Consider the following 17,762-nt stretch of genomic DNA (forward strand, 5'->3'; position numbering starts at 1 on the left):
ACAGGAGGATTGTGATGGCGGGCAAGTGGGGCATCGAGCACGCAGTTTTTGCGGCGGCGACGGCAGCGACAGTGTTCGGGGCAGTAGTCGGTAACGAGCGGGTTCAGCAGATCGCGAAGCCGTTGATCGCACCCGCTCTGGCCGCCCGAGTGCTGCGCAAGCGCTCGGAGACGGAAACTGCCGATACCGCACTGCTTCTGGCCGGTCTCGCCGCTGCAACTGTCGGCGACGTGTTCATGATCGACCCGGACAACGATGCTCGTCTGATCAAGGGCGCGTCCTCGTTCGCGGTGATGCAGGCCAGTTACTCGGCGCTCCTGCTGCGGCGCGGCGCTCGGCCGACCCGCGCTGCCCTGCGGCCCCGCATCAGCGGTTGGTCGACGGCGTCCGGACTGCTCCGTGCCAAGGCCCCGAGCGTGTCGACGCCGCTCACCGGATACGGATTGATGTTGGGAACCACCTCGACGTTGTCGGCAGACCCCGCTCTGGCACCGCAGTCCAACGCCGTGCTCGACGTGGTCGTCCCGAACAAGGATCGACGCTCCTGGCTCGGATTGGGCGGAGTGCTCTTCACCGCATCCGACGGACTGATCGTGGTGCGTCGTCTGTTCATCCGCGGGACCGCCGGCCGCGCTGCTGCCGAGGGAGTGATCCTGGCGTCGTACGCGGGAGCGCAGCTGATGCTGGTGGAGGGCATGTTGGCGCTGGGACGCAAGAAGAGCGTCTAGTCCTTCACGGGCACAGCATGATTCGGTCTCGGTTCTTCGGGTCCACCATGACGGTGACCGTGGATCCGGGAGTGATCTTGTCTTTGTACTCGGGTCGGATCTCGTACTCGATCCGGCCCGAGTACGAATCGGAACCTGGAACCGTGAGGTGGAGTGCGAGCTTGGCCAATTCGCCGTCGACGGTTCGGCGCAGGGGTGTGACGGTGTCGATTCGTGCCCACCCTTCGAGGCCGTGCTTTTCGAGTTTGCGCTCGGCGCGGGTCGGGCGGTTGGCCCATGCCATTCCGAATCCGAGAACCGAGCCGAAAGCGGCGAGCAGCCCGCCGATCTGATAGGGCAGCGTGCCAGGTGGGGTGTGCTCGACCAGCCATCCGAGCCACACGGCGAGCACGATCAGATACCCCACCGCGATGAAACACACGGTGTGTACGACGCGACGGTGATTCATCAGATTTCCTCCACATCCAGGATAGCCTGACCGGATGAGCGAACCGAACGTCTTCATCACCGGTGCTGCGGCTGGAATCGGGCGGGAGACGTCGCTGTTGTTCGCGCGCAACGGATACCGCGTCGGCGCGTTCGACATCGACGACGCCGGCCTTGCCTCCTTGAAGGCCGAGATCGACGGTTTCGGCGGCAGTGTCGTGACGGGTGTCCTGGATGTCACCGATCCGGCGGGGTGGGCGCAGTGTCTGGCCGATTTTGCCGGGGAGTCCGGGCGTCTGGACATCCTGATCAACAATGCGGGCGTGCTCTCGTCGGGACGGTTCGAGGATATTTCTCTTGCGGCGCATCGCCGAATGGTCGACATCAACATCACCGGCACCCTCAACGGCACGCACACGGCTTTCCCGTACCTCCGCGATACCGTCGGCGCCCAGGTGGTCAATCTGTGCTCCGCTTCGGCGATCTACGGCCAGCCCGAACTGGCGACGTACGGTGCAACCAAGTTCGCGATCCGCGGCCTGACCGAGGCGCTCGATCTGGAATGGGCACAGCACGACATCCGTGTTCTCGCGCTCTGGCCGTTGTTCGTCCAGACCGCGATGGTCACTGGAATGGACACCGGAGCCACCAGATCGTTGGGTATCAAGCTGACTGCAACCGACGTCGCGCAGGAACTGTGGGCGGCCACACGCGGCGCCGGACGGATGCACAAGGTTCACTACCCGGTCGGAACTCAGGCGAAGCTCTTCCTCAGCGCGTCGCGGTTCTCGCCCGCGTGGCTCTCACGGCTGATGAACAAGCGCGTCACCAGCACTTAGTCGACCACACGATAGAGTGCACTGTCGGCTGTTGCTGGGCCAAGATGACGTGTGTGGAGGTAGTCGGGTGGTTCGTGTTCGGGTGGGGTTCGTCTTGTTGGGCGTCGGGTCGGCGCTCGTGCTCGCAGGGTGCAGCGGGGAGGCGGATTCAGCGCCGACCGTAGCGGCGCAGCCCAGTTCGTCCACCACTACCGCAGTGCCGACGACAACCACCACCGTCGCGCCCGTCGTCCCCACGACCACCGAACCACCGACCACGACGCTGCCACCGACGACGACACTCACGGACGTGCAGTTCGAGCGCAACGAGTCGTACTACTTCACCACTCCCGACGGAAACTTCCAGTGCGGCATCATCAAGTTGCCCACCAGAATCGAAGCCGGGTGCGAGGGAACGACCACTCCCGTTCCGCCGCGGCCGGAGAGCTGCATGGTCAACTGGGGCAACGGTATTCGCGTCACCGACCAGGGTGAGGGTGCTTTCATGTGTTCGGGCGGAGAGGTGTACACCTCTGGCGGCCCCGACGCCGATCCGGTGTTGGCGGCCGGTCAACCGCTGAGCAAACTGGGTTTCACCTGTACGACCACCGCGACAGACGTCTCGTGTGTCAACGATCAGACCACGCACGGCTTCACCGTGGCTGCAGATTCCAACGAGGTGTTCTGATGACCGAAGTCGCAGCCGACGACGTGTCCGGCGGAGCCGGTGAACCGGGACCCACCGAGTGGGGCGAGAATCCCAACGGCGTCGGACCCTGGGCCGAGGAGCACGACACGGAACCGCCGACCGACGAGCGCTACGACCCGGTACTTCTGGCCGAGGGTGATCGTCGAAACGTCTTGGACGAGTATCGGTACTGGACGCGGGAAGCGATAGTCGCGGATATCGACTCGCGCCGTCACACGATGCATGTCGCCATCGAGAACTTCGCGCACGACGCCAACATCGGCACGGTGGTCCGCACGGCCAACGCGTTTGCCGCGGCCGCGGTCCACATCGTGGGGCGTCGGCGCTGGAATCGGCGGGGCGCCATGGTGACCGATCGATACCAGCACATCGTTCACCATGCAGACATCGGCGAACTCGTCGAGTACGCCCGTGAGAATTCACTCACGATCGTGGCCGTCGACAACACCCCGGGGTCGGTGCCGCTGGAAACGGCAAGCCTGCCGCGGGAGTGCATCCTGCTGTTCGGTCAAGAAGGCCCCGGAGTGACCGATCATGCGAAAGAGGTTGCGTCCATGACGGTCTCGATCGCACAATTCGGTTCGACTCGCAGCATCAACGCCGGTGTCGCGGCCGGCATCGCGATGCACGCGTGGGTACGTGAGCATGCCGATCTCGCCGATTCCCGCTGATCTCGCCCGCGAATTCCGGCTAGCGTGTAGCGCCTCGACCAGACAGGATAGGTAGTTATGCAGGAAGTGTGGGCAGAGCGGGCCGATGCGGCTGAGGGCGCGATAGTCAGTCGTCACCTTCGGCGCCTGTGGGGAATGCCCCGGACAGCACTCGGCGTGGTTGCCTGGCCTGCTGTTCGACGCGAGCGGATGTTCAAGCCGTGGCACTACTGGTGGCAAGCGCACCTGCTCGATACTGCGATCGACGCACTCGAACGTGACCCGACCCCCAAGCGTCGTCGCCGGGTCGCGAAGGTTGCCCGCAGTGTGCGGGTCCGCAACGTCTCGGCGTGGACCAACAACTACTACGACGACATGGCGTGGCTGGGCCTTTCGCTCGAACGTGCGCAACGCATGTTCTCGGTCGATCACCGAACCGCGGTTCAGGCGCTCGAATCGCAACTCTTCGATTCGTGGTCCCCGGCCGACGGCGGCGGTATTCCGTGGTGCAAAGGCTCCGATTTCTACAACACGCCGGCAAACGGACCCGCCGGAATCATGCTGGCGCGCACCGGAAAACTCTGGCGTGCGCAGGCAACGGCCGACTGGATCGACGAGACGCTGCGGGATCCGGACTCCGGACTGATCTTCGACGGTATCCGCCGCGACGGCACCCTCGAGCGCGCGATCTACTCGTACTGTCAAGGCGTCACGCTGGGGTTGGAAACCGAGTTGTCGACGCGATTGGGCGAACCGCGCCACCGCGAGCGAGTCCACAAACTCGTCGACGCGGTGTACGACGGCATGACCGAGTACGGAGTTATCACGGGCGGTGGCGGAGGCGACGGCGGACTGTTCAACGCAATCCTGGCTCGCTACCTCGCGTTCGTGGTGGTGAACCTGTCCTGGGAGACTCACGAGGACCTGCGAGCGCGCGAACTCGCAGCGCAGATCGTTCTCTCCTCCGCGGAAGCTGCCTGGAACAACAGACTGCAGATCGAAGGCCTGCCGCTGTTCGGGCACGACTGGACCAAGGATGCTCAGTTGCCGAGTCTGTCCGGCGACATCGCCACCTTCGCCGCCGGAACGGTGCGCTCGTCGAGCGTGCCCGAGCGAGACCTCTCGGTGCAGGTGGGTGGGTGGATGCTCATGGAGGCGGCCTTTGTCGTCTCGGCGGCTGGATACCCGCGTAAGCGTTAGGCTTTTTCCTCATGGAATCCCGGCACGTGGTCGACACGGACGGCGTACGTCTTCACGTCGATGTCGGTGGGGCAGGGGCGGACGTTCTGGTTCTCTCCGGCGGCCCGGGATGCGTTCACTATCTTGCTCACGACGAGCTGGTTCCGGAAGGAATGCGCGCGTGGTGCCCTGAGCCACGCGGAGTCGGCCGGTCCGGTGGCGGCGCTCATACGATGGCGCAGGCCGTTGCGGACCTCGAACTCGTCCGACGCACGTTCGGGATCGGCAGCTGGGTCGTGCTGGGGCACTCGTGGGGATCCGACTTGGCGGTGCGGTACGCACTCGACTGTCCGGAATCGGTGTCCGGCGTCGTCGGCATCGCGGGGCACGGCCTCCACAAGGACCGGACATGGTCGAAGCAGTACGAAGCGGGAATCGAGCCGGACCCCCAGATACCTTGGGAACCTGTTGTCTGGCAATCGCTTCAAGAATCGTTCATCGAATGGATCCATGAACCACAGCTGTTTCGGCAGTTGGCCGACTCACCAGTGCCCATGACATTTCTCGCGGCGGCCGACGACATTCGCCCGTCGTGGCCGTTGCAGCAACTGGCCGAGCTCGTGCCTAACGGCAGTTTCGAGGTCGTCGACGGTGTCGCGCACAACTTCTGGCAGTCTCACCCGCTCCTGTGGAGGAAGATCGTCACCGAGGCTTGTGCGGCGCACTCTCGGCTCTCCTGATTTCCACCAGGATCCGCTCCGCGACGGTCTGGTATCCCAGGCTCCGATTGACGGTCAGCATCGGGTGATTCTCCGCGTTCACCGTTGTGTAAATCTTTCGCACGGAGGGAAATTCAGCTGCCAACACAGACGCTTGTTGCTCCTTGACCCACTGAGCGAGACCGTGTCCGCGGTGCTGGGGAAGTACCACGGTGTCGTGCTGCGATGCGTGGGTGCTGTCATGTTCGTCCACCGTCACCACTGTCGCTGCGGCTACTTCGCCGACGCCGTCGTCGACCGCGCAGCACACCAGGAGTACTCGAGAGCCACCCGTCATCTTCTGTTCCCACGATCTGACCTCGTCGGCTCCCCAATTACGTTCGGGCACCTGCAGTTCAGCGCCCGGCGCGTCGAGGAGTCGGTTCAAAGCCTCCGAGAAGGAGTGGATCAGCTCGTCCGGGGTTCGGTTGCGCCAACTGACGATTCGATAGCCGGGGCGGGTGCTGTGTGCGGTGGGAGGGCTGAGGTGCTGAACCTGGTTGGCCAACCGAAGCAACACGCGGTGACCGTCGAACGATCGCAGGAAATGCTCGGCTGCGCTTCCGACGAGCGCCGTCACTCTGATTCTTCGCACGCCGAACCCGGCGATGTCGACTTCGACGAGTTCGGCAAGCGCTCGTCCTACCCCTCGTCGCTGCGCGTGGGGTGTTACGTACATCCGAAACTCTGCGAGATCGGCTTCGGCCGAGTTCCGTCGTGCCTGGGCGATGCCGAGGACCTCGTCGGTGCCGGCGTCGCGTGTGATCCAACGCCATACATCGGCCGAATTGTCCTCGGCCTCGATCATTTCCATCAGCGCCGTCGCTGTCGGCGCAGTTCCGGACAGGTGACGCTGGCCTTCGGCGAAGACCTCACACCACTGGTGAAGAACAGTTGCTGTCGATCCGGACGGTACGAACTCGGCTACGACTACGCGGCTCACCCATGTGACGATACCGAGCTGCCAACCCCGAGTTGGAATCACGCGAACCCTAACCCTGTCGGACTGCGGCGGCAGTTGCCAGCATTCAGGCATGTCTGATTCTCCGCGCCAACTGAGCCTCAACGCGTTCATCCACCCCGCCGGTCATCACGAAGCGGCGTGGCGTCATCCGTGGACAACACCGGAACGTCTGTTCGACGTCACGTATTTCCAGGAGATCGCTCGCACTGCTGAGGCGGCGAAGTTCGACGGAATCTTCTTCGCCGACGGTCCCGCGTTGCGCAGCGACGTCGAGCACGGTCCCGCAGGAACGATGGAGCCGATCACCTTGTTGACGGCCATTTCAGTGGCAACCGAGCGGATCGGATTGATCGCGACGGCGTCGACCACGTACTACGAGCCGTACAACCTGGCTCGGCTGTTCGCCTCGCTCGACCACATCTCGAACGGACGTGCTGGGTGGAACATCGTCACCACGGGTACGGATCTGGCTGCCGCGAACTTCGGGCTGGCCAAGCATCCGGACCACGGCGACCGGTATTCGCGTGCAAGGGAATTCGTCGACGCGGTGGTGCGGTTGTGGGACAGCTGGGAGGACGACGCGATCAGTCTGGACCGGGAGAACGGAATCTACGCGGACAGAAACAAGATTCACGAGATCAACTACGTCGGCCGGCATCTTCGGGTGCGGGGACCGTTCAACGCACCGCGAACGCCGCAGGGATACCCGGTGCTGGTGCAGGCCGGGGCGTCCAACGACGGTCGCGCGTTTGCCGGTCAGTATGCGGAGGCGATTTTCACAGCGCACCAGAGACTTTCCGATGCGCAGGCGTTCTACACCGACATCAAGTCGAGGGCTGCTCAGTTCGGGCGCAACCCCGATCATGTCAAGATCCTGCCCGGAATCAGCCCGTTCATCGGTGACACCGAGGAACAAGCCAAGGCGCTCGAGCGAGAATTCAACGAGTTGACTTCGCCGGAGTACGGGCTCGCGCAACTCGGTGCACTCACCGGGACCGATGTTCGGAATCTGGAACTGGATGCACCGGTTCCTGTCGAATTGTTCGCGGCGGCAGGTGATGTCACCGACAACAAGCAAAGCAGATTGCAGGTGATCGCCGGCATAGTCGAGCGTGAGCGTCCGACGGTTCGGGGACTGCTTCATCGTTTGGCGGGTGCGCGCGGGCACCGGGTGTTTGCCGGAACCGCCGAGCAGGTGGCTGACACGATCGAGGAATGGTTCACCAGCGGTGCTGCTGACGGCTTCAACGTCATGCCGCCGTACTACCCGGGTGGGCTCGAGATCTTCACCGAGCGTGTGGTCCCGATCCTGCAGGATCGCGGTCTTTTCCGGACTGAATACACGGGTACGACCCTTCGTGATCATTTCGGTTTGCCGAGGCCCGAGAGCCAGTTCTCGGGTAGTGCCTCTGCAGTGCAGTAGGCCCGCCCGCTGTTGTCGATAATGACAATGGTTACCATTAAGGAATGAAGCAGCTACCGGTAACCGTGCTGTCCGGATTTCTGGGCGCAGGCAAGACCACACTCCTCAACCACATTCTCGCCAATCGCGATGGCCGGAGGGTCGCCGTCATCGTCAACGACATGAGCGAGATCAACATCGACGCGGCCCTCGTCGCGGGCCAGGGTCATCTCGACCGCACGGAAGAGAAGTTGGTCGAGCTGACCAACGGATGCATCTGCTGCACGCTGCGTGAGGATCTGATCGACGCCGTCGGCGCCCTGGCCCGAGAGGGGCGATTCGATCAGTTGGTGATCGAGTCCACCGGCATCTCCGAACCGATGCCGGTGGCGGCCACCTTCGACTGGGAATTCGAGGACGGTTTCAGCCTCGGCTCGCTCGCGAAGCTCGACACCATGGTGACCGTGGTGGACGCGTCGACCTTCCTCGGCGAGCTGGCAAAAGGCGAACGACTGGACGAACGCAACCTCGAAGCAGGGGAGGGGGACGGACGCAGCATCTCCGATCTCCTGGTCGATCAGGTGGAGTTCGCCGACGTCATCTTGCTGAACAAAACCGACCTGGTGAGCCCGCGGGCGGCAGGAACCGTCGAGGCGACGCTTCGTAGGCTCAACCCCACCGCTCAACTGATTCGAACAGATCACGGCAAAGTCACCCTCGACCGTGTCCTCGAAACCGGTCTCTACAACCCGGAACTTGCTGCGCAGGTATCCGGTTGGGACGAGGAACTGGCCGGTGGGCACACCCCGGAAACCGAGGAATACGGAATACGCAGCGTCACATACCGCGCCTCGCGACCCTTTCATCCGGCGCGACTCGAGGCCGCGCTCGGTCAGTTCGCCGGACTCCTGCGGAGCAAGGGATTCTGCTGGATCGCCAGTCGGCCCGAGTTCGCCGCGATCTGGTCGCAGGCAGGCCCCAACCTCGTCATCGAACCGGCTCAACTGTGGGCGTCGGCGGCGGAGGTGCCAGGGCAGGAGATCGTGTTCATCGGAGTGAAACTGGACCCGGCGGCGCCGTCACGAATCCTCGATCCGGCTCTGCTGACCGATGACGAACTACGCGAAGGACCGCGGGCATGGACTCGCTACGAAGACCCGCTGCCGGCGTGGGACCAGAGCCACCTGCACTGAGCAGTCAGCTTCTAGTCGAGGACTTCTTCGACCTCGACGTCTTCGGCCGGTCGGGCCATCTCCTTGCGGTACTGCCAGATTCCCAGCGCAGTACCGATGACCAAGCTGACCATCATCACGATCAGCACGGCGGGCAGCAACCACGGCACGCGATCGAGGAACGAGCCACCGTAGAAACCGAGTAGCAGGAGCACGGGCGCCCAGATGATCGCGCCGATGGTGCTCGCAATGGTGTAGCGCGTGTGGTTCATCTTGGCTGCGCCCGCGACCATCGGGCACAGGGTGCGCACCCACGGAACCCAGCGAGCAATCAGGACCGCCCAGAACCCGTGTTTTTCCAACAGGATGTTCACGCGGTGCAGGTTCTTCTCGGTGAAGTACTTGCCGCCCTTACGGGCTTTGATGTGATTGCCGGTCCGGTGGCCGATGACGTACCCGACCTGGTTGCCGGCAATGGCCGCGATCATCGCACCGACAGACAACGCCCACACGTGGCCCGCGCCGGATTCGTGGCCGGCAAGAACGATTCCGGCTGTGATCAGAAGCGAATCACCGGGGAGAAACAACCCGAGGATGATCGCGCACTCGATGAAGACGAACGTGACGACGATGATCCAGACCAACAGAGGCCCGGCAGTCTCGAGCGGGGAGAAACTGCCGGATGCGAGCGTCATCGTCGTCAGTTCTTCGCCTCGTTCTGCAATCAGGGGGTGGGGTCTTCGGGGACTGTCACCGTCGAATTGTCCGTAGTGGAAGTATTCGCCGTTTCACTGCGTCTCGACGACAAAAGTCGCTTTCCGATTTCGAAGATGATCGGCAGAACCGACACCAGAACGATGCCGATGAAGATGATGTCGATGTTGTCACGGATGAAGCCGATCTGCCCCAGCCAGTAGCCGAGGAGCGTGACGCCTGCACCCCACACGATGCCGCCGACGATGTTGTACGTCAGGAAGACCGAGTACTTCATGCGTGAGGCACCCGCGACCAGCGGAGCGTACGTGCGCACGATCGGGACGAAGCGCGCCAGGAAGATCGTGATCGGACCGTGCTTCTCGAAGAACGCATGCGACTCGTCGATGTACTTCTTCTTGAAGATGCGTGCGTCGTTGCTCTTGAAGAGAGCAGTTCCGCCTTTGATGCCGATGTAGTAGCCCACCTGGTCGCCGAGAATCGCGGCGATCGGAATGGTGAGCAGCAGCAGCCACAGCGGTGCGAAGCCTTCGACCTCACTGGCTCCGGCGCCTGCCGCGGCGACCAGACCGGCAGTGAACAGGAGCGAATCGCCGGGCAAGAGCGGAAACAGCAGGCCTGATTCGATGAAGACGACCAGGAGTAGGCCCAGCAAGAACCAGGTCCCGAACGAGTTCAGAAGATGGACAGGGTCGAGGAAGTCCGGCAGCAAGGCCAGGTTCGTCACGGATTCAGTTGCTGCCTGCACATTCACGGTGGCCAGAGTACCGGCCGAATCTGAGTGTTTCCCACCACCGCAGGTCATCGCGTCGGTGGCGGCGGGCCGAGACCGCAAAGAGACGTGACGAGTCGGACTTGCCATACTGCTAGGACCACACGAAGCGCTTTCACATCGCCGAGCGCTCCGAACGACACGTATATGGAGGACTCCCGCCGTGCCTATCGCAACTCCCGAGGTCTATGCCGAGATGCTTGGTCGGGCCAAGGAGCATTCCTTTGCCTTCCCCGCCATCAACTGTGTCGGCTCCGAATCCATCAACGCAGCCATCAAGGGCTTCGCGGACGCCGGCAGTGACGGCATCATCCAGTTCTCGACGGGCGGCGCCGAGTTCGGTTCCGGTTTGGGCGTCAAGGACATGGTCACCGGCGCTGTTGCGCTCGCCGAGTTCGCACACGTGATCGCGGCAAAGTACGACGTCACCATCGCGCTGCACACCGATCACTGCCCGAAGGACAAGCTGGACACCTACGTGCGTCCGCTGCTCGCGATCTCGCAGGAGCGCGTCGACGCCGGTCGTAACCCGCTGTTCCAGTCGCACATGTGGGACGGCTCGGCTATCCCGATCGACGAGAACCTGGCCATCGCCAAGGAACTGCTCGCCCTCTCGAAGGCTGCACGCATCATCCTCGAGGTCGAGATCGGTGTCGTCGGCGGTGAAGAAGACGGCGTCGAAGCCGAGATCAACGACAAGCTCTACACCTCGAGCGAAGACTTCGAGAAGACGGTCGATGCTCTGGGCATCGGCGAACAGGGCAAGTACCTCCTTGCCGCCACCTTCGGCAACGTCCACGGCGTCTACAAGCCGGGCAACGTCAAGCTCAAGCCCGAGGTTCTCGAAGAGGGCCAGAAGGTCGCCGCTGCCAAGCTCGGCCTGGCTTCCGGTTCGCAGCCCTTCGACTTCGTCTTCCACGGTGGATCGGGATCGTTGAAGTCGGAGATCGAGGACTCGCTGAACTTCGGCGTCGTCAAGATGAACGTCGACACCGACACCCAGTACGCGTTCTCCCGTCCGATCGCCGGACACTTCTTCACCAACTACGACGGCGTCCTCAAGGTCGACGGCGAGGTCGGAAACAAGAAGGCATACGACCCGCGCAGCTACCTCAAGAAGGCCGAAGCCGGCATGACGGCTCGCGTCGTCGAGGCGTGCAACGACCTGAAGTCGGCCGGACGCTCGGTGTCGGCAGGCTGATCGGTTTCACAACTGCGCTTCACAGAACAAAATGCGCGCCGGCGAAATTCTCGCCGGCGCGCATTTTCTGTTCAGGTACCTACTTGCTGGGATCGCAGACCTTCCACGTGCCGTCCTGGCGCTCGAGGTCGAACGTGCGCCACGACTGCTCGCCCGTGCTCGGCAAACTCGCCTGGACCTGAGCGATCGCGGTGTCGTCGGTGATGCGCACCGCGTCGACGGCTCCGACCTGCGGGATCGTCTTCTGCGCGACGGCATTGTCGTGGACCTGCGCGAACGCTGCGTCGGGAATGGTGCGGTAGTACTCGCCCAACGCCCCACAGGTCGACGTTCGCAGCGTTGCCAGATCGCCGGTCTGCAGAGCGTCGACGTACGTCGAGATGGCGGTCTGGACCTGAGCTTCGGGTGAGCTTTCACCGCTACCGCTGTTGGACGAGACGAATACGGCGACGCCGATCGCCGCGAGGACGGCGACGCCGGCCGCTGCTGCCGCGATGTACCAGCCCTTGCCGCTGCGCTTGGTCTTCTCCGGCGCGGCGGGCTCGATGCGAGTCGGCATCGGCTGAGCCGGCGGTGGGGTCGCTGCGACACCCACACGTTGAGGCGCGGCGCGCTGCTGCGGTTGAGGCGCAGCGCGCTGCGGTGGTGGTGGGGTCGGAGCCTGCCGGGGTGGTGGTGTCGGCTGCGCGGCTTTCGGAATCGCGACGGTGGCGGGCTCCGGCTTGGGCTGGGGTGTCGGTGCTGCTGTGGGTGCCTGAGTTGCCTTGGGGATCGCGACGGTTGGTGCGCTGGCAGCTTTGGCGTCGCCGTCCGTTTTCGAGGCCTTGTCTGTCTTCTGGATCGCCACAGTCGCAGGTTCGGTCGGGGCCGACTTCTCGGGCGCACCCTTCGGTGCTGCGCTCTTTTTCGAGTTGTCGTCTTTCGAGTCCGGCACGGGTAACCCTTCGGTCTTATGCAGCAATGACCATGTCAGGGTAACGACCGGTATGTAGCCTGCATAACTCCGACCGTCGGCGAGGCGGTCCTGTGGCAGAAAGGCGTAGCGGGCACAATGAGCGCATGACCCAATTCGGTGACCTGCTCGGACCCAAGCCCACTCTGCTTCCCGGCGACGACGACGCGGAATCGGCACTGCTCAACCACGCTGATCCGGCCCAGGTGGCGGCCGACCACCCCACTGCCTCCATTGCGTGGGCCTACCTGGCCGAGGCTGCACTGGACAAGGGCGAAACCATCACGGCCTACGCCTACGCGCGTACCGGATACCACCGCGGACTCGACCAACTGCGTCGCAACGGTTGGAAGGGTTTCGGTCCCGTGCCCTACAGCCATGAACCGAACCGTGGTTTCCTGCGTTGCGTCGCAGTCCTGGCCAAGGCCGCGAAGACGATCGGTGAAGCCGACGAGTACGCGCGTTGCCTCGATCTGCTCGAAGACTGCGATCCCAACGCCGCCGAAGCGCTTGGCCTCGGTTAGCAGTTTCCGTCCGAGCCGGGCCGGCATCAAGGACCGGGCTCGCAAATCGGTGCGTCGGCTTCAGACGTCGGCGCTACCGATCATTCAATGTGCCTTGGCGGCCGGATTGGCGTGGTGGGTTGCCACCACGGTGATCGGGCACCACGCGCCGTTCTTCGCGCCGATTGCCGCTGTGGTCTCGCTCGGTCTGTCGTTGGGTGCACGACTACGACGCTCGTTCGAGTTGGTTGCGGGAGTCACGGTCGGTATCGGAATCGGTGATCTGATCATCTCCGGTATCGGGAGCGGACCGTGGCAGATCAGTTTGGTTGTCGTGCTGGCGATGTCCGTCGCGGTGCTTCTCAACAGCGGGCCGATCTTCTCCATGCAGGCGGGAAACTCGGCTGTGCTGGTGGCGACGCTGATCCCGCCGGGCGGCAGCGGCGGTCCCGATCGCATGATCGATGCCCTTGTCGGTGGTCTGGTGGGTATCGCGGTGGTCGCGATCATCCCCACCCACCCGGTACGACGCGCGCGCAAGGATGCCGCATCGATCCTCGGAACCGCTTCCGAGGTACTGCAATTGGTGGCAGACGGCCTCGTCGCGAATGACCCGGACCCGATCGTGAAGGCACTGCAGAAGGCGCGCGCAACTCAGGGTGCCATCGACGGGTTGCGCAGTAACCTTCTCGGCGGGCGCGAGATCAGCCGAATCTCCCCGCTGTACTGGAACAGTCGGCCTCGCCTCGAAAGGCTCATGGCGACAGCCGATCCCATCGACAACGCGATGCGCAACATTCGAGTGCTCGCGCGTCGTTCGTTGACGTTGGTCAGGGACGACGAGATCCTCGATCCGCGTCTGGTGGCTCAGGTCGAGCGCTTGTCGAAAGCCGTCGAAGTTCTCGAGGACATGATCCTGGCGGAGCCGGGGGAGCAGCCTGATCAGGCCGAAGCAGCGCGCGTCCTGCGCTCGGTCGCGAAGGAACTGAAACCGGCGATAGTGGAGAACGCGGGCCTGTCCTCGACGGTGGTGTTCGCCCAGATTCGATCGCTGGTCGTCGACCTGTTGCAGGTCGCGGGCATGAAGCGAATCTCGTCGATCGCCACTCTGCCGCCCACCGTGCCTCATCCCGCCTACGAGCCGGATCACTGACCTCTGCCGTTTCCCGCTCACTGAGCAACTCGTTGTATGTATGCGAATGTATGCATATGCTCTGAGAAGGACTTGGGAGGGAACAGGACAAATGGGAGCAGGGCACGGTCATTCACATGGCCACTCGGCAGCAGATTCGGTCGGCGTAGGACCGTCACCGCAACGCATCAGAAAAATGGCGATCGCGCTTGCGATCCTCGTTGCGTTCCTCGTACTCGAGGCCACGGTCGGCATCCTGATCAACTCGTTGGCTCTGCTTGCCGACGCCGGTCACATGCTCACAGACGTGGTGGGTATGGCCATGGGACTGACGGCGCTGCTGCTCGCGAAGAGGGGCAGCACCACCGCGGCCAGGACCTTCGGTTGGCACCGCGCCGAAGTGCTGACCGCCATGGCCAATGCGGTGATGCTGCTGGCCGTCGCCGCCTGGGTCTTCTACGAGGCAATCGGCCGCATCGGTAACGAACCCGAGATCCCGGGCGGCGCCCTGATCATCACGGCGGCCGCCGGCCTGGCCGCGAACATCGTCGTGATGCTGATGCTGCGCGGCGATTCCAAGGACAGCCTGGCCGTGCGTGGCGCCTACCTCGAAGTGCTTGCCGACGCCGTCGGTAGCGTCGGCGTTCTGATCGCCGGTGGCCTTGTCCTGCTGTTCAACTGGACGTGGGCAGACGTCGTCGTCGGTGTTCTCATCTCGCTGTGGGTGGTGCCGCGTGCGATCAAACTGGCCGCAGCATCGCTGCGCATTCTGACGCAGGCGTCGCCGGCCGACGTCGACGTCGAAGCGGTCGAGGCCGACCTGGCGGCGCTGCCGAGCGTGATGGGTGTCCACGACCTACATGTCTGGACTCTCACCACCGGCATGGATGTCGCCACGGTCCACCTGACCAGTGACGCGAATTCGTCGAATGTTCTGGAATCCGCGCGCACCGTCCTCGAGAGTCACGGTCTTTCCCACGCCACCGTCCAGGTGGAATCGTGTGCCAACGGAGAGCACTGCGAGAAGAACGTCACTTGGTGAAGCGGGTGATATCTTTGCCCGGCTTCCAGAGGTCGACATACATGTGTTCGTCGTCGACAGTCGTGTGCACCACCTCGTCGATGTCGAGGACAAAGAGGTGCAGAGGCTTCGGAACCTCGTAGGTGTAGCTTGCGAGCACGGCTTCGAACTCGTCGCCGGTCACCTCGCGTGCGATTCCGGCGATCTTCGCGTCACCGCCCTCCATGGTGTGCTCACCGGGATTGCTGTGGAGGGCGTAGCGCCCGTCACGGATGAGGTCCTTCGCCTTGAGTGCGCCGAACATCGAACCGAGCACCAGACGCCCGTCGAGGATTTCGACTTCGGTGCCGCTGACCCGTGGTGAACCGTCCTTGCGCAGCGTTGCGAGGACGTGATGCTTGTGGGCTTTGAATCGTGCTTGGACCGCGTCGGCAAGAGCGGGTACTTCTTCGGAGAACTGCTTCCAGGTGACCATGACGGTCATTGTGCACCCCTATTCCTGACAACTTCTGTCAGTGATTCTCGGTAATGTTCGGTCCATGAGATCCGCGCGGTTGCTCCAACTCATGCTGCGTTTGCAGGGGAGTCGCGGCGTCGTCGCCGAGCAGTTGGCCGACGAGTTCGGTGTGTCAGTGCGGACGATCTACCGCGACGTGGCCTCGTTGTCGGCTGCCGGTGTGCCGATCTGGACCGAGAGCGGCCCCGGTGGTGGCATCCGTCTGCTCGACGGATGGCAGTCCAAGTTGTCCGGTATGACGGACGACGAGACGTCCGCACTCATGCTGTTGGGTGTGCCGTCCATCGCTGCAGATCTCGGACGATCAGACGCCGCCGGTTCGGCGGGGGCCAAACTGCTCCGCTCCCTGCCCGGTCCGCTGCGCGAGAGCGCACGGTTGTGGCAGGACCGCATTCTCGTGGACGTTCCGGGTTGGTTCGGCGGCGTCGACGACATCTCTGCGCTTCCGATCGTCACATCCGCTGTGCTGGACTCGCGTCGACTGCGCTTCGCCTATCGCGATCGCGAGCGGACGGTCGAACCGCTGGGTCTGGTCATCAAAGCCGGAATTTGGTATCTCGTGGCAGGTTTGAACGGACGTACGCTCTCGTTCCGGGTCGGCCGCATCAAAAACGCCGTCGTAGAGGATGATTCGTTCGCCCGCCCGGCGGATTTCGACCTGCCGTCGTGGTGGGCAGCGTCGATGGCCGAGTTCGACCGTTCGCTGCTTCGCTTCGAGTGTCGCGTGCGATTGTCACCAGAGGGCAGGCGCCGGCTCCCCGATGTGGTGGGCGAGCTTGCCGCTGCAGTCGAAGTGGGGCCAGAGGACAACGACGGATGGGTCAGTGCCGAGCTGAAACTCGAGAGCGAAGCTGTCGCGCTCTCGCAGCTGATCGGGCTGGGAGCCGACGTCGAGGTGCTCGAACCCTCGTCTTTGCGTGAAGGGATACGCACCGTGGCGGAGCAGATGGTGCTCCGCCACGGGCACGACAGCTAAGCCGTCGCAGAACGCTTTGCGAGCATGCGGGTGATACCCAGTTGAGCGGCGACGATAACGGCGCCAACCACCAGGCCCAGTGCTGCCGAGGCAAGTGTGTTGACGATCCACGCCAGCACGCCACCGACTCCGGCGATGTCACTGACTGCTTCTTCGCCGTGATGAACGGCGTCGTAGAGCGGGTGGAAGCCCAGTTCGTCGATGCCGACCAACAGGATGTGGCCACCGACCCACAGCATCGCGGCGGTTCCCACGACCGAGAGCACTGACATCACGTGAGGCATGCCGCGAACGAGGCCTCGGCCGACCTTGTGGGTGAAGCCAGACGACGTCTCGGCGATCTTCAATCCGATGTCGTCCATCTTCACGATCAGTCCGACGACGCCGTAGACGACCACGGTGATGACGACCGCCACGACGGCAAGGATCACCAATCGGCTCCAGAAGCCTTCGCCTGCGATGGTGTTGAGTGCGATCACCATGATCTCGGCGGACAGGATCAGGTCGGTGCGGACGGCGCCCGAAACCACTGCTTCTTCGTCGCGAGGATGCTCGTCAGCGGCCTCGTGGTGGTCACCGTGGCCGAAGATTGCACCCCAGATCTTGTGAACCGCTTCGTAGCTGAGGTAACAGCCGCCGACCATCAACAGTGGCGTCAGCAGCCAGGGGAGGAACTGACTCAGCAGCAGAGCGATCGGAAGGATGATCAGCAGCTTGTTGCGCAGCGATCCGATGGCGATGCGCTTGATGATGGGCAACTCGCGTTCGGCTGCGAGCCCACGGACGTACTGCGGCGTGACGGCTGCGTCGTCGATCACCACGCCGGCCGCTTTGGCGGTCGCCTTACCGGTTGCGGCGGCAACGTCGTCGATCGAGGCGGCAGCCATGCGAGCCAGGGCTGCGACGTCGTCGAGCAGGGCGAAGAGTCCGCCGGCCATCACAGACCTCCAGTGGAATCAGTGGAAAAAGGTGGCCGGACCGAACCGGTGACGCAGTTACTTGATCGCACGAGGTCTCTATCCATGATCGTCGTAGGTGAGGTCAGGTCACCTGGAACGATACCGGGGGCATCCGTCAGGGACGACCTCGCGAGGTCGGTTGCCCTTCGTCACGAAAGGTCTTCCCGACCCGGTGCTCGCGTGTAAGACTGCACAGAAGATCGATCGAA

At 63.4% G+C, this 17,762-nt stretch carries 20 protein-coding genes; 13 read left to right on the plus strand and 7 right to left on the minus strand.

The window, feature by feature from the left end; genetic code table 11:
• Positions 1-14: 14 nt before the first annotated feature.
• Positions 15-728 (plus strand): lysoplasmalogenase, encoded by a 714-nt coding sequence (locus tag P0M12_RS19345; RefSeq protein ID WP_042452187.1) that lies wholly within the window; start codon positions 15-17, stop codon positions 726-728.
• 4 nt (positions 729-732) lie between these two features.
• Here P0M12_RS19345 and P0M12_RS19350 read toward each other — a convergent pair whose 3' ends face one another.
• Complete coding sequence (locus P0M12_RS19350; protein ID WP_007726759.1) at positions 733-1,176, minus strand: hypothetical protein; 444 nt, start codon at positions 1,174-1,176, stop codon at positions 733-735.
• 34 nt (positions 1,177-1,210) lie between these two features.
• Here P0M12_RS19350 and P0M12_RS19355 point away from each other — a divergent pair, with 34 nt between their 5' ends.
• The 5 genes from P0M12_RS19355 (at position 1,211) to P0M12_RS19375 (ending at position 5,250) form a co-directional block, all read left to right on the plus strand.
• A complete protein-coding gene (locus tag P0M12_RS19355) occupies positions 1,211-1,993 on the plus strand; it encodes an SDR family oxidoreductase (RefSeq protein WP_003944309.1) in 783 nt (260 codons plus the stop codon).
• Between the two features lie 67 nt (positions 1,994-2,060).
• Entirely contained in the window at positions 2,061-2,660 is a 600-nt protein-coding gene (locus P0M12_RS19360; protein WP_042452185.1) for a DUF6636 domain-containing protein, read from the plus strand.
• Positions 2,660-3,352, plus strand: coding sequence for a TrmH family RNA methyltransferase (locus P0M12_RS19365; RefSeq protein ID WP_042452183.1), 693 nt, complete (start codon positions 2,660-2,662; stop codon positions 3,350-3,352). Before P0M12_RS19360 ends, P0M12_RS19365 begins: the two co-directional genes overlap by 1 nt.
• Before the next feature lie 57 nt (positions 3,353-3,409).
• Positions 3,410-4,531, plus strand: coding sequence for a glycoside hydrolase family 76 protein (locus P0M12_RS19370; RefSeq protein WP_003944321.1), 1,122 nt, complete (start codon positions 3,410-3,412; stop codon positions 4,529-4,531).
• 11 nt (positions 4,532-4,542) lie between these two features.
• Complete coding sequence (locus tag P0M12_RS19375) at positions 4,543-5,250, plus strand: alpha/beta hydrolase (RefSeq protein WP_042452181.1); 708 nt, start codon at positions 4,543-4,545, stop codon at positions 5,248-5,250.
• Here the strand turns inward: P0M12_RS19375 and P0M12_RS19380 are convergent.
• Positions 5,213-6,211, minus strand: a complete 999-nt coding sequence (locus P0M12_RS19380; RefSeq protein ID WP_277376720.1) for a GNAT family N-acetyltransferase — start codon at positions 6,209-6,211, stop codon at positions 5,213-5,215. The genes P0M12_RS19375 and P0M12_RS19380 overlap by 38 nt on opposite strands.
• A gap of 91 nt (positions 6,212-6,302) precedes the next feature.
• Here P0M12_RS19380 and P0M12_RS19385 point away from each other — a divergent pair, with 91 nt between their 5' ends.
• Together P0M12_RS19385 and P0M12_RS19390 are read left to right on the plus strand one after the other, a co-directional pair.
• Positions 6,303-7,655, plus strand: a complete 1,353-nt coding sequence (locus P0M12_RS19385) for an LLM class flavin-dependent oxidoreductase (RefSeq protein ID WP_277376721.1) — start codon at positions 6,303-6,305, stop codon at positions 7,653-7,655.
• Positions 7,656-7,699: 44 nt separating this feature from the next.
• Positions 7,700-8,827 (plus strand): GTP-binding protein, encoded by a 1,128-nt coding sequence (locus tag P0M12_RS19390; RefSeq protein WP_277376722.1) that lies wholly within the window; start codon positions 7,700-7,702, stop codon positions 8,825-8,827.
• A gap of 11 nt (positions 8,828-8,838) precedes the next feature.
• On the opposite strand, the gene P0M12_RS19395 is transcribed toward P0M12_RS19390, so the two are convergent.
• Together P0M12_RS19395 and P0M12_RS19400 are read right to left on the minus strand one after the other, a co-directional pair.
• Positions 8,839-9,501, minus strand: coding sequence for a DedA family protein (locus P0M12_RS19395; RefSeq protein WP_003944306.1), 663 nt, complete (start codon positions 9,499-9,501; stop codon positions 8,839-8,841).
• Between the two features lie 29 nt (positions 9,502-9,530).
• Positions 9,531-10,274 (minus strand): VTT domain-containing protein, encoded by a 744-nt coding sequence (locus P0M12_RS19400; RefSeq protein WP_277376723.1) that lies wholly within the window; start codon positions 10,272-10,274, stop codon positions 9,531-9,533.
• A 181-nt stretch (positions 10,275-10,455) separates the two neighbouring features.
• Here P0M12_RS19400 and fbaA point away from each other — a divergent pair, with 181 nt between their 5' ends.
• Positions 10,456-11,493, plus strand: a complete 1,038-nt coding sequence (gene fbaA, locus P0M12_RS19405) for a class II fructose-bisphosphate aldolase (RefSeq protein ID WP_007726777.1) — start codon at positions 10,456-10,458, stop codon at positions 11,491-11,493.
• 79 nt (positions 11,494-11,572) lie between these two features.
• Here the strand turns inward: fbaA and P0M12_RS19410 are convergent, their stop codons facing one another.
• Complete coding sequence (locus tag P0M12_RS19410) at positions 11,573-12,427, minus strand: nuclear transport factor 2 family protein (RefSeq protein WP_047269483.1); 855 nt, start codon at positions 12,425-12,427, stop codon at positions 11,573-11,575.
• A 125-nt stretch (positions 12,428-12,552) separates the two neighbouring features.
• Between P0M12_RS19410 and P0M12_RS19415 the strand changes: the two genes are divergently transcribed.
• The 3 genes from P0M12_RS19415 (at position 12,553) to P0M12_RS19425 (ending at position 15,122) form a co-directional block, all read left to right on the plus strand.
• Positions 12,553-12,969 (plus strand): DUF3151 domain-containing protein, encoded by a 417-nt coding sequence (locus P0M12_RS19415; protein ID WP_042452165.1) that lies wholly within the window; start codon positions 12,553-12,555, stop codon positions 12,967-12,969.
• Positions 12,956-14,101: an FUSC family protein gene (locus tag P0M12_RS19420; protein ID WP_003944297.1), complete on the plus strand. Its 1,146-nt coding sequence runs from the start codon at positions 12,956-12,958 to the stop codon at positions 14,099-14,101. The genes P0M12_RS19415 and P0M12_RS19420 overlap by 14 nt, the downstream gene beginning before the upstream one ends.
• A 91-nt stretch (positions 14,102-14,192) precedes the next feature.
• Positions 14,193-15,122 carry a cation diffusion facilitator family transporter gene (locus tag P0M12_RS19425; protein ID WP_007726784.1) on the plus strand — a complete coding sequence of 310 codons (930 nt, stop codon included), beginning with the start codon at positions 14,193-14,195 and terminating at the stop codon, positions 15,120-15,122.
• Here the strand turns inward: P0M12_RS19425 and P0M12_RS19430 are convergent.
• Positions 15,112-15,576 carry a pyridoxamine 5'-phosphate oxidase family protein gene (locus P0M12_RS19430; protein ID WP_039972744.1) on the minus strand — a complete coding sequence of 155 codons (465 nt, stop codon included), beginning with the start codon at positions 15,574-15,576 and terminating at the stop codon, positions 15,112-15,114. The genes P0M12_RS19425 and P0M12_RS19430 overlap by 11 nt on opposite strands.
• Positions 15,577-15,640: 64 nt before the next feature.
• On the opposite strand from P0M12_RS19430, the gene P0M12_RS19435 reads away from it, so the two are divergent.
• Positions 15,641-16,594, plus strand: a complete 954-nt coding sequence (locus P0M12_RS19435) for a YafY family protein (protein WP_083059813.1) — start codon at positions 15,641-15,643, stop codon at positions 16,592-16,594.
• Here P0M12_RS19435 and P0M12_RS19440 read toward each other — a convergent pair.
• Entirely contained in the window at positions 16,591-17,532 is a 942-nt protein-coding gene (locus P0M12_RS19440; RefSeq protein ID WP_007726787.1) for a DUF808 domain-containing protein, read from the minus strand. The two genes, P0M12_RS19435 and P0M12_RS19440, sit on opposite strands and share 4 nt — an antisense overlap.
• Between the last annotated feature and the right edge of the window lie 230 nt (positions 17,533-17,762).

The sequence above is a fragment of the Rhodococcus sp. RCBS9 genome, assembly GCF_029457415.1.
In the GTDB taxonomy this organism is placed as follows: Bacteria; Actinomycetota; Actinomycetes; order Mycobacteriales; family Mycobacteriaceae; genus Rhodococcus_F; species Rhodococcus_F qingshengii.

Excerpts from the sequence above, each read along its gene's own strand:
- P0M12_RS19425 (WP_007726784.1), top strand. The coding sequence starts at position 14,193 with ATGGGAGCAGGGCACGGTCATTCACATGGCCACTCGGCAGCAGATTCG.
- P0M12_RS19345 (WP_042452187.1), top strand. The coding sequence starts at position 15 with ATGGCGGGCAAGTGGGGCATCGAGCACGCAGTTTTTGCGGCGGCGACG.
- P0M12_RS19350 (WP_007726759.1), bottom strand. The coding sequence starts at position 1,176 with ATGAATCACCGTCGCGTCGTACACACCGTGTGTTTCATCGCGGTGGGG.
- P0M12_RS19375 (WP_042452181.1), top strand. The coding sequence starts at position 4,543 with ATGGAATCCCGGCACGTGGTCGACACGGACGGCGTACGTCTTCACGTC.
- P0M12_RS19440 (WP_007726787.1), bottom strand. The coding sequence starts at position 17,532 with ATGGCCGGCGGACTCTTCGCCCTGCTCGACGACGTCGCAGCCCTGGCT.
- P0M12_RS19435 (WP_083059813.1), top strand. The coding sequence starts at position 15,641 with ATGAGATCCGCGCGGTTGCTCCAACTCATGCTGCGTTTGCAGGGGAGT.
- P0M12_RS19370 (WP_003944321.1), top strand. The coding sequence starts at position 3,410 with ATGCAGGAAGTGTGGGCAGAGCGGGCCGATGCGGCTGAGGGCGCGATA.
- P0M12_RS19395 (WP_003944306.1), bottom strand. The coding sequence starts at position 9,501 with ATGACGCTCGCATCCGGCAGTTTCTCCCCGCTCGAGACTGCCGGGCCT.
- P0M12_RS19355 (WP_003944309.1), top strand. The coding sequence starts at position 1,211 with ATGAGCGAACCGAACGTCTTCATCACCGGTGCTGCGGCTGGAATCGGG.
- P0M12_RS19365 (WP_042452183.1), top strand. The coding sequence starts at position 2,660 with ATGACCGAAGTCGCAGCCGACGACGTGTCCGGCGGAGCCGGTGAACCG.
- P0M12_RS19385 (WP_277376721.1), top strand. The coding sequence starts at position 6,303 with ATGTCTGATTCTCCGCGCCAACTGAGCCTCAACGCGTTCATCCACCCC.
- P0M12_RS19390 (WP_277376722.1), top strand. The coding sequence starts at position 7,700 with ATGAAGCAGCTACCGGTAACCGTGCTGTCCGGATTTCTGGGCGCAGGC.
- P0M12_RS19415 (WP_042452165.1), top strand. The coding sequence starts at position 12,553 with ATGACCCAATTCGGTGACCTGCTCGGACCCAAGCCCACTCTGCTTCCC.
- P0M12_RS19430 (WP_039972744.1), bottom strand. The coding sequence starts at position 15,576 with ATGGTCACCTGGAAGCAGTTCTCCGAAGAAGTACCCGCTCTTGCCGAC.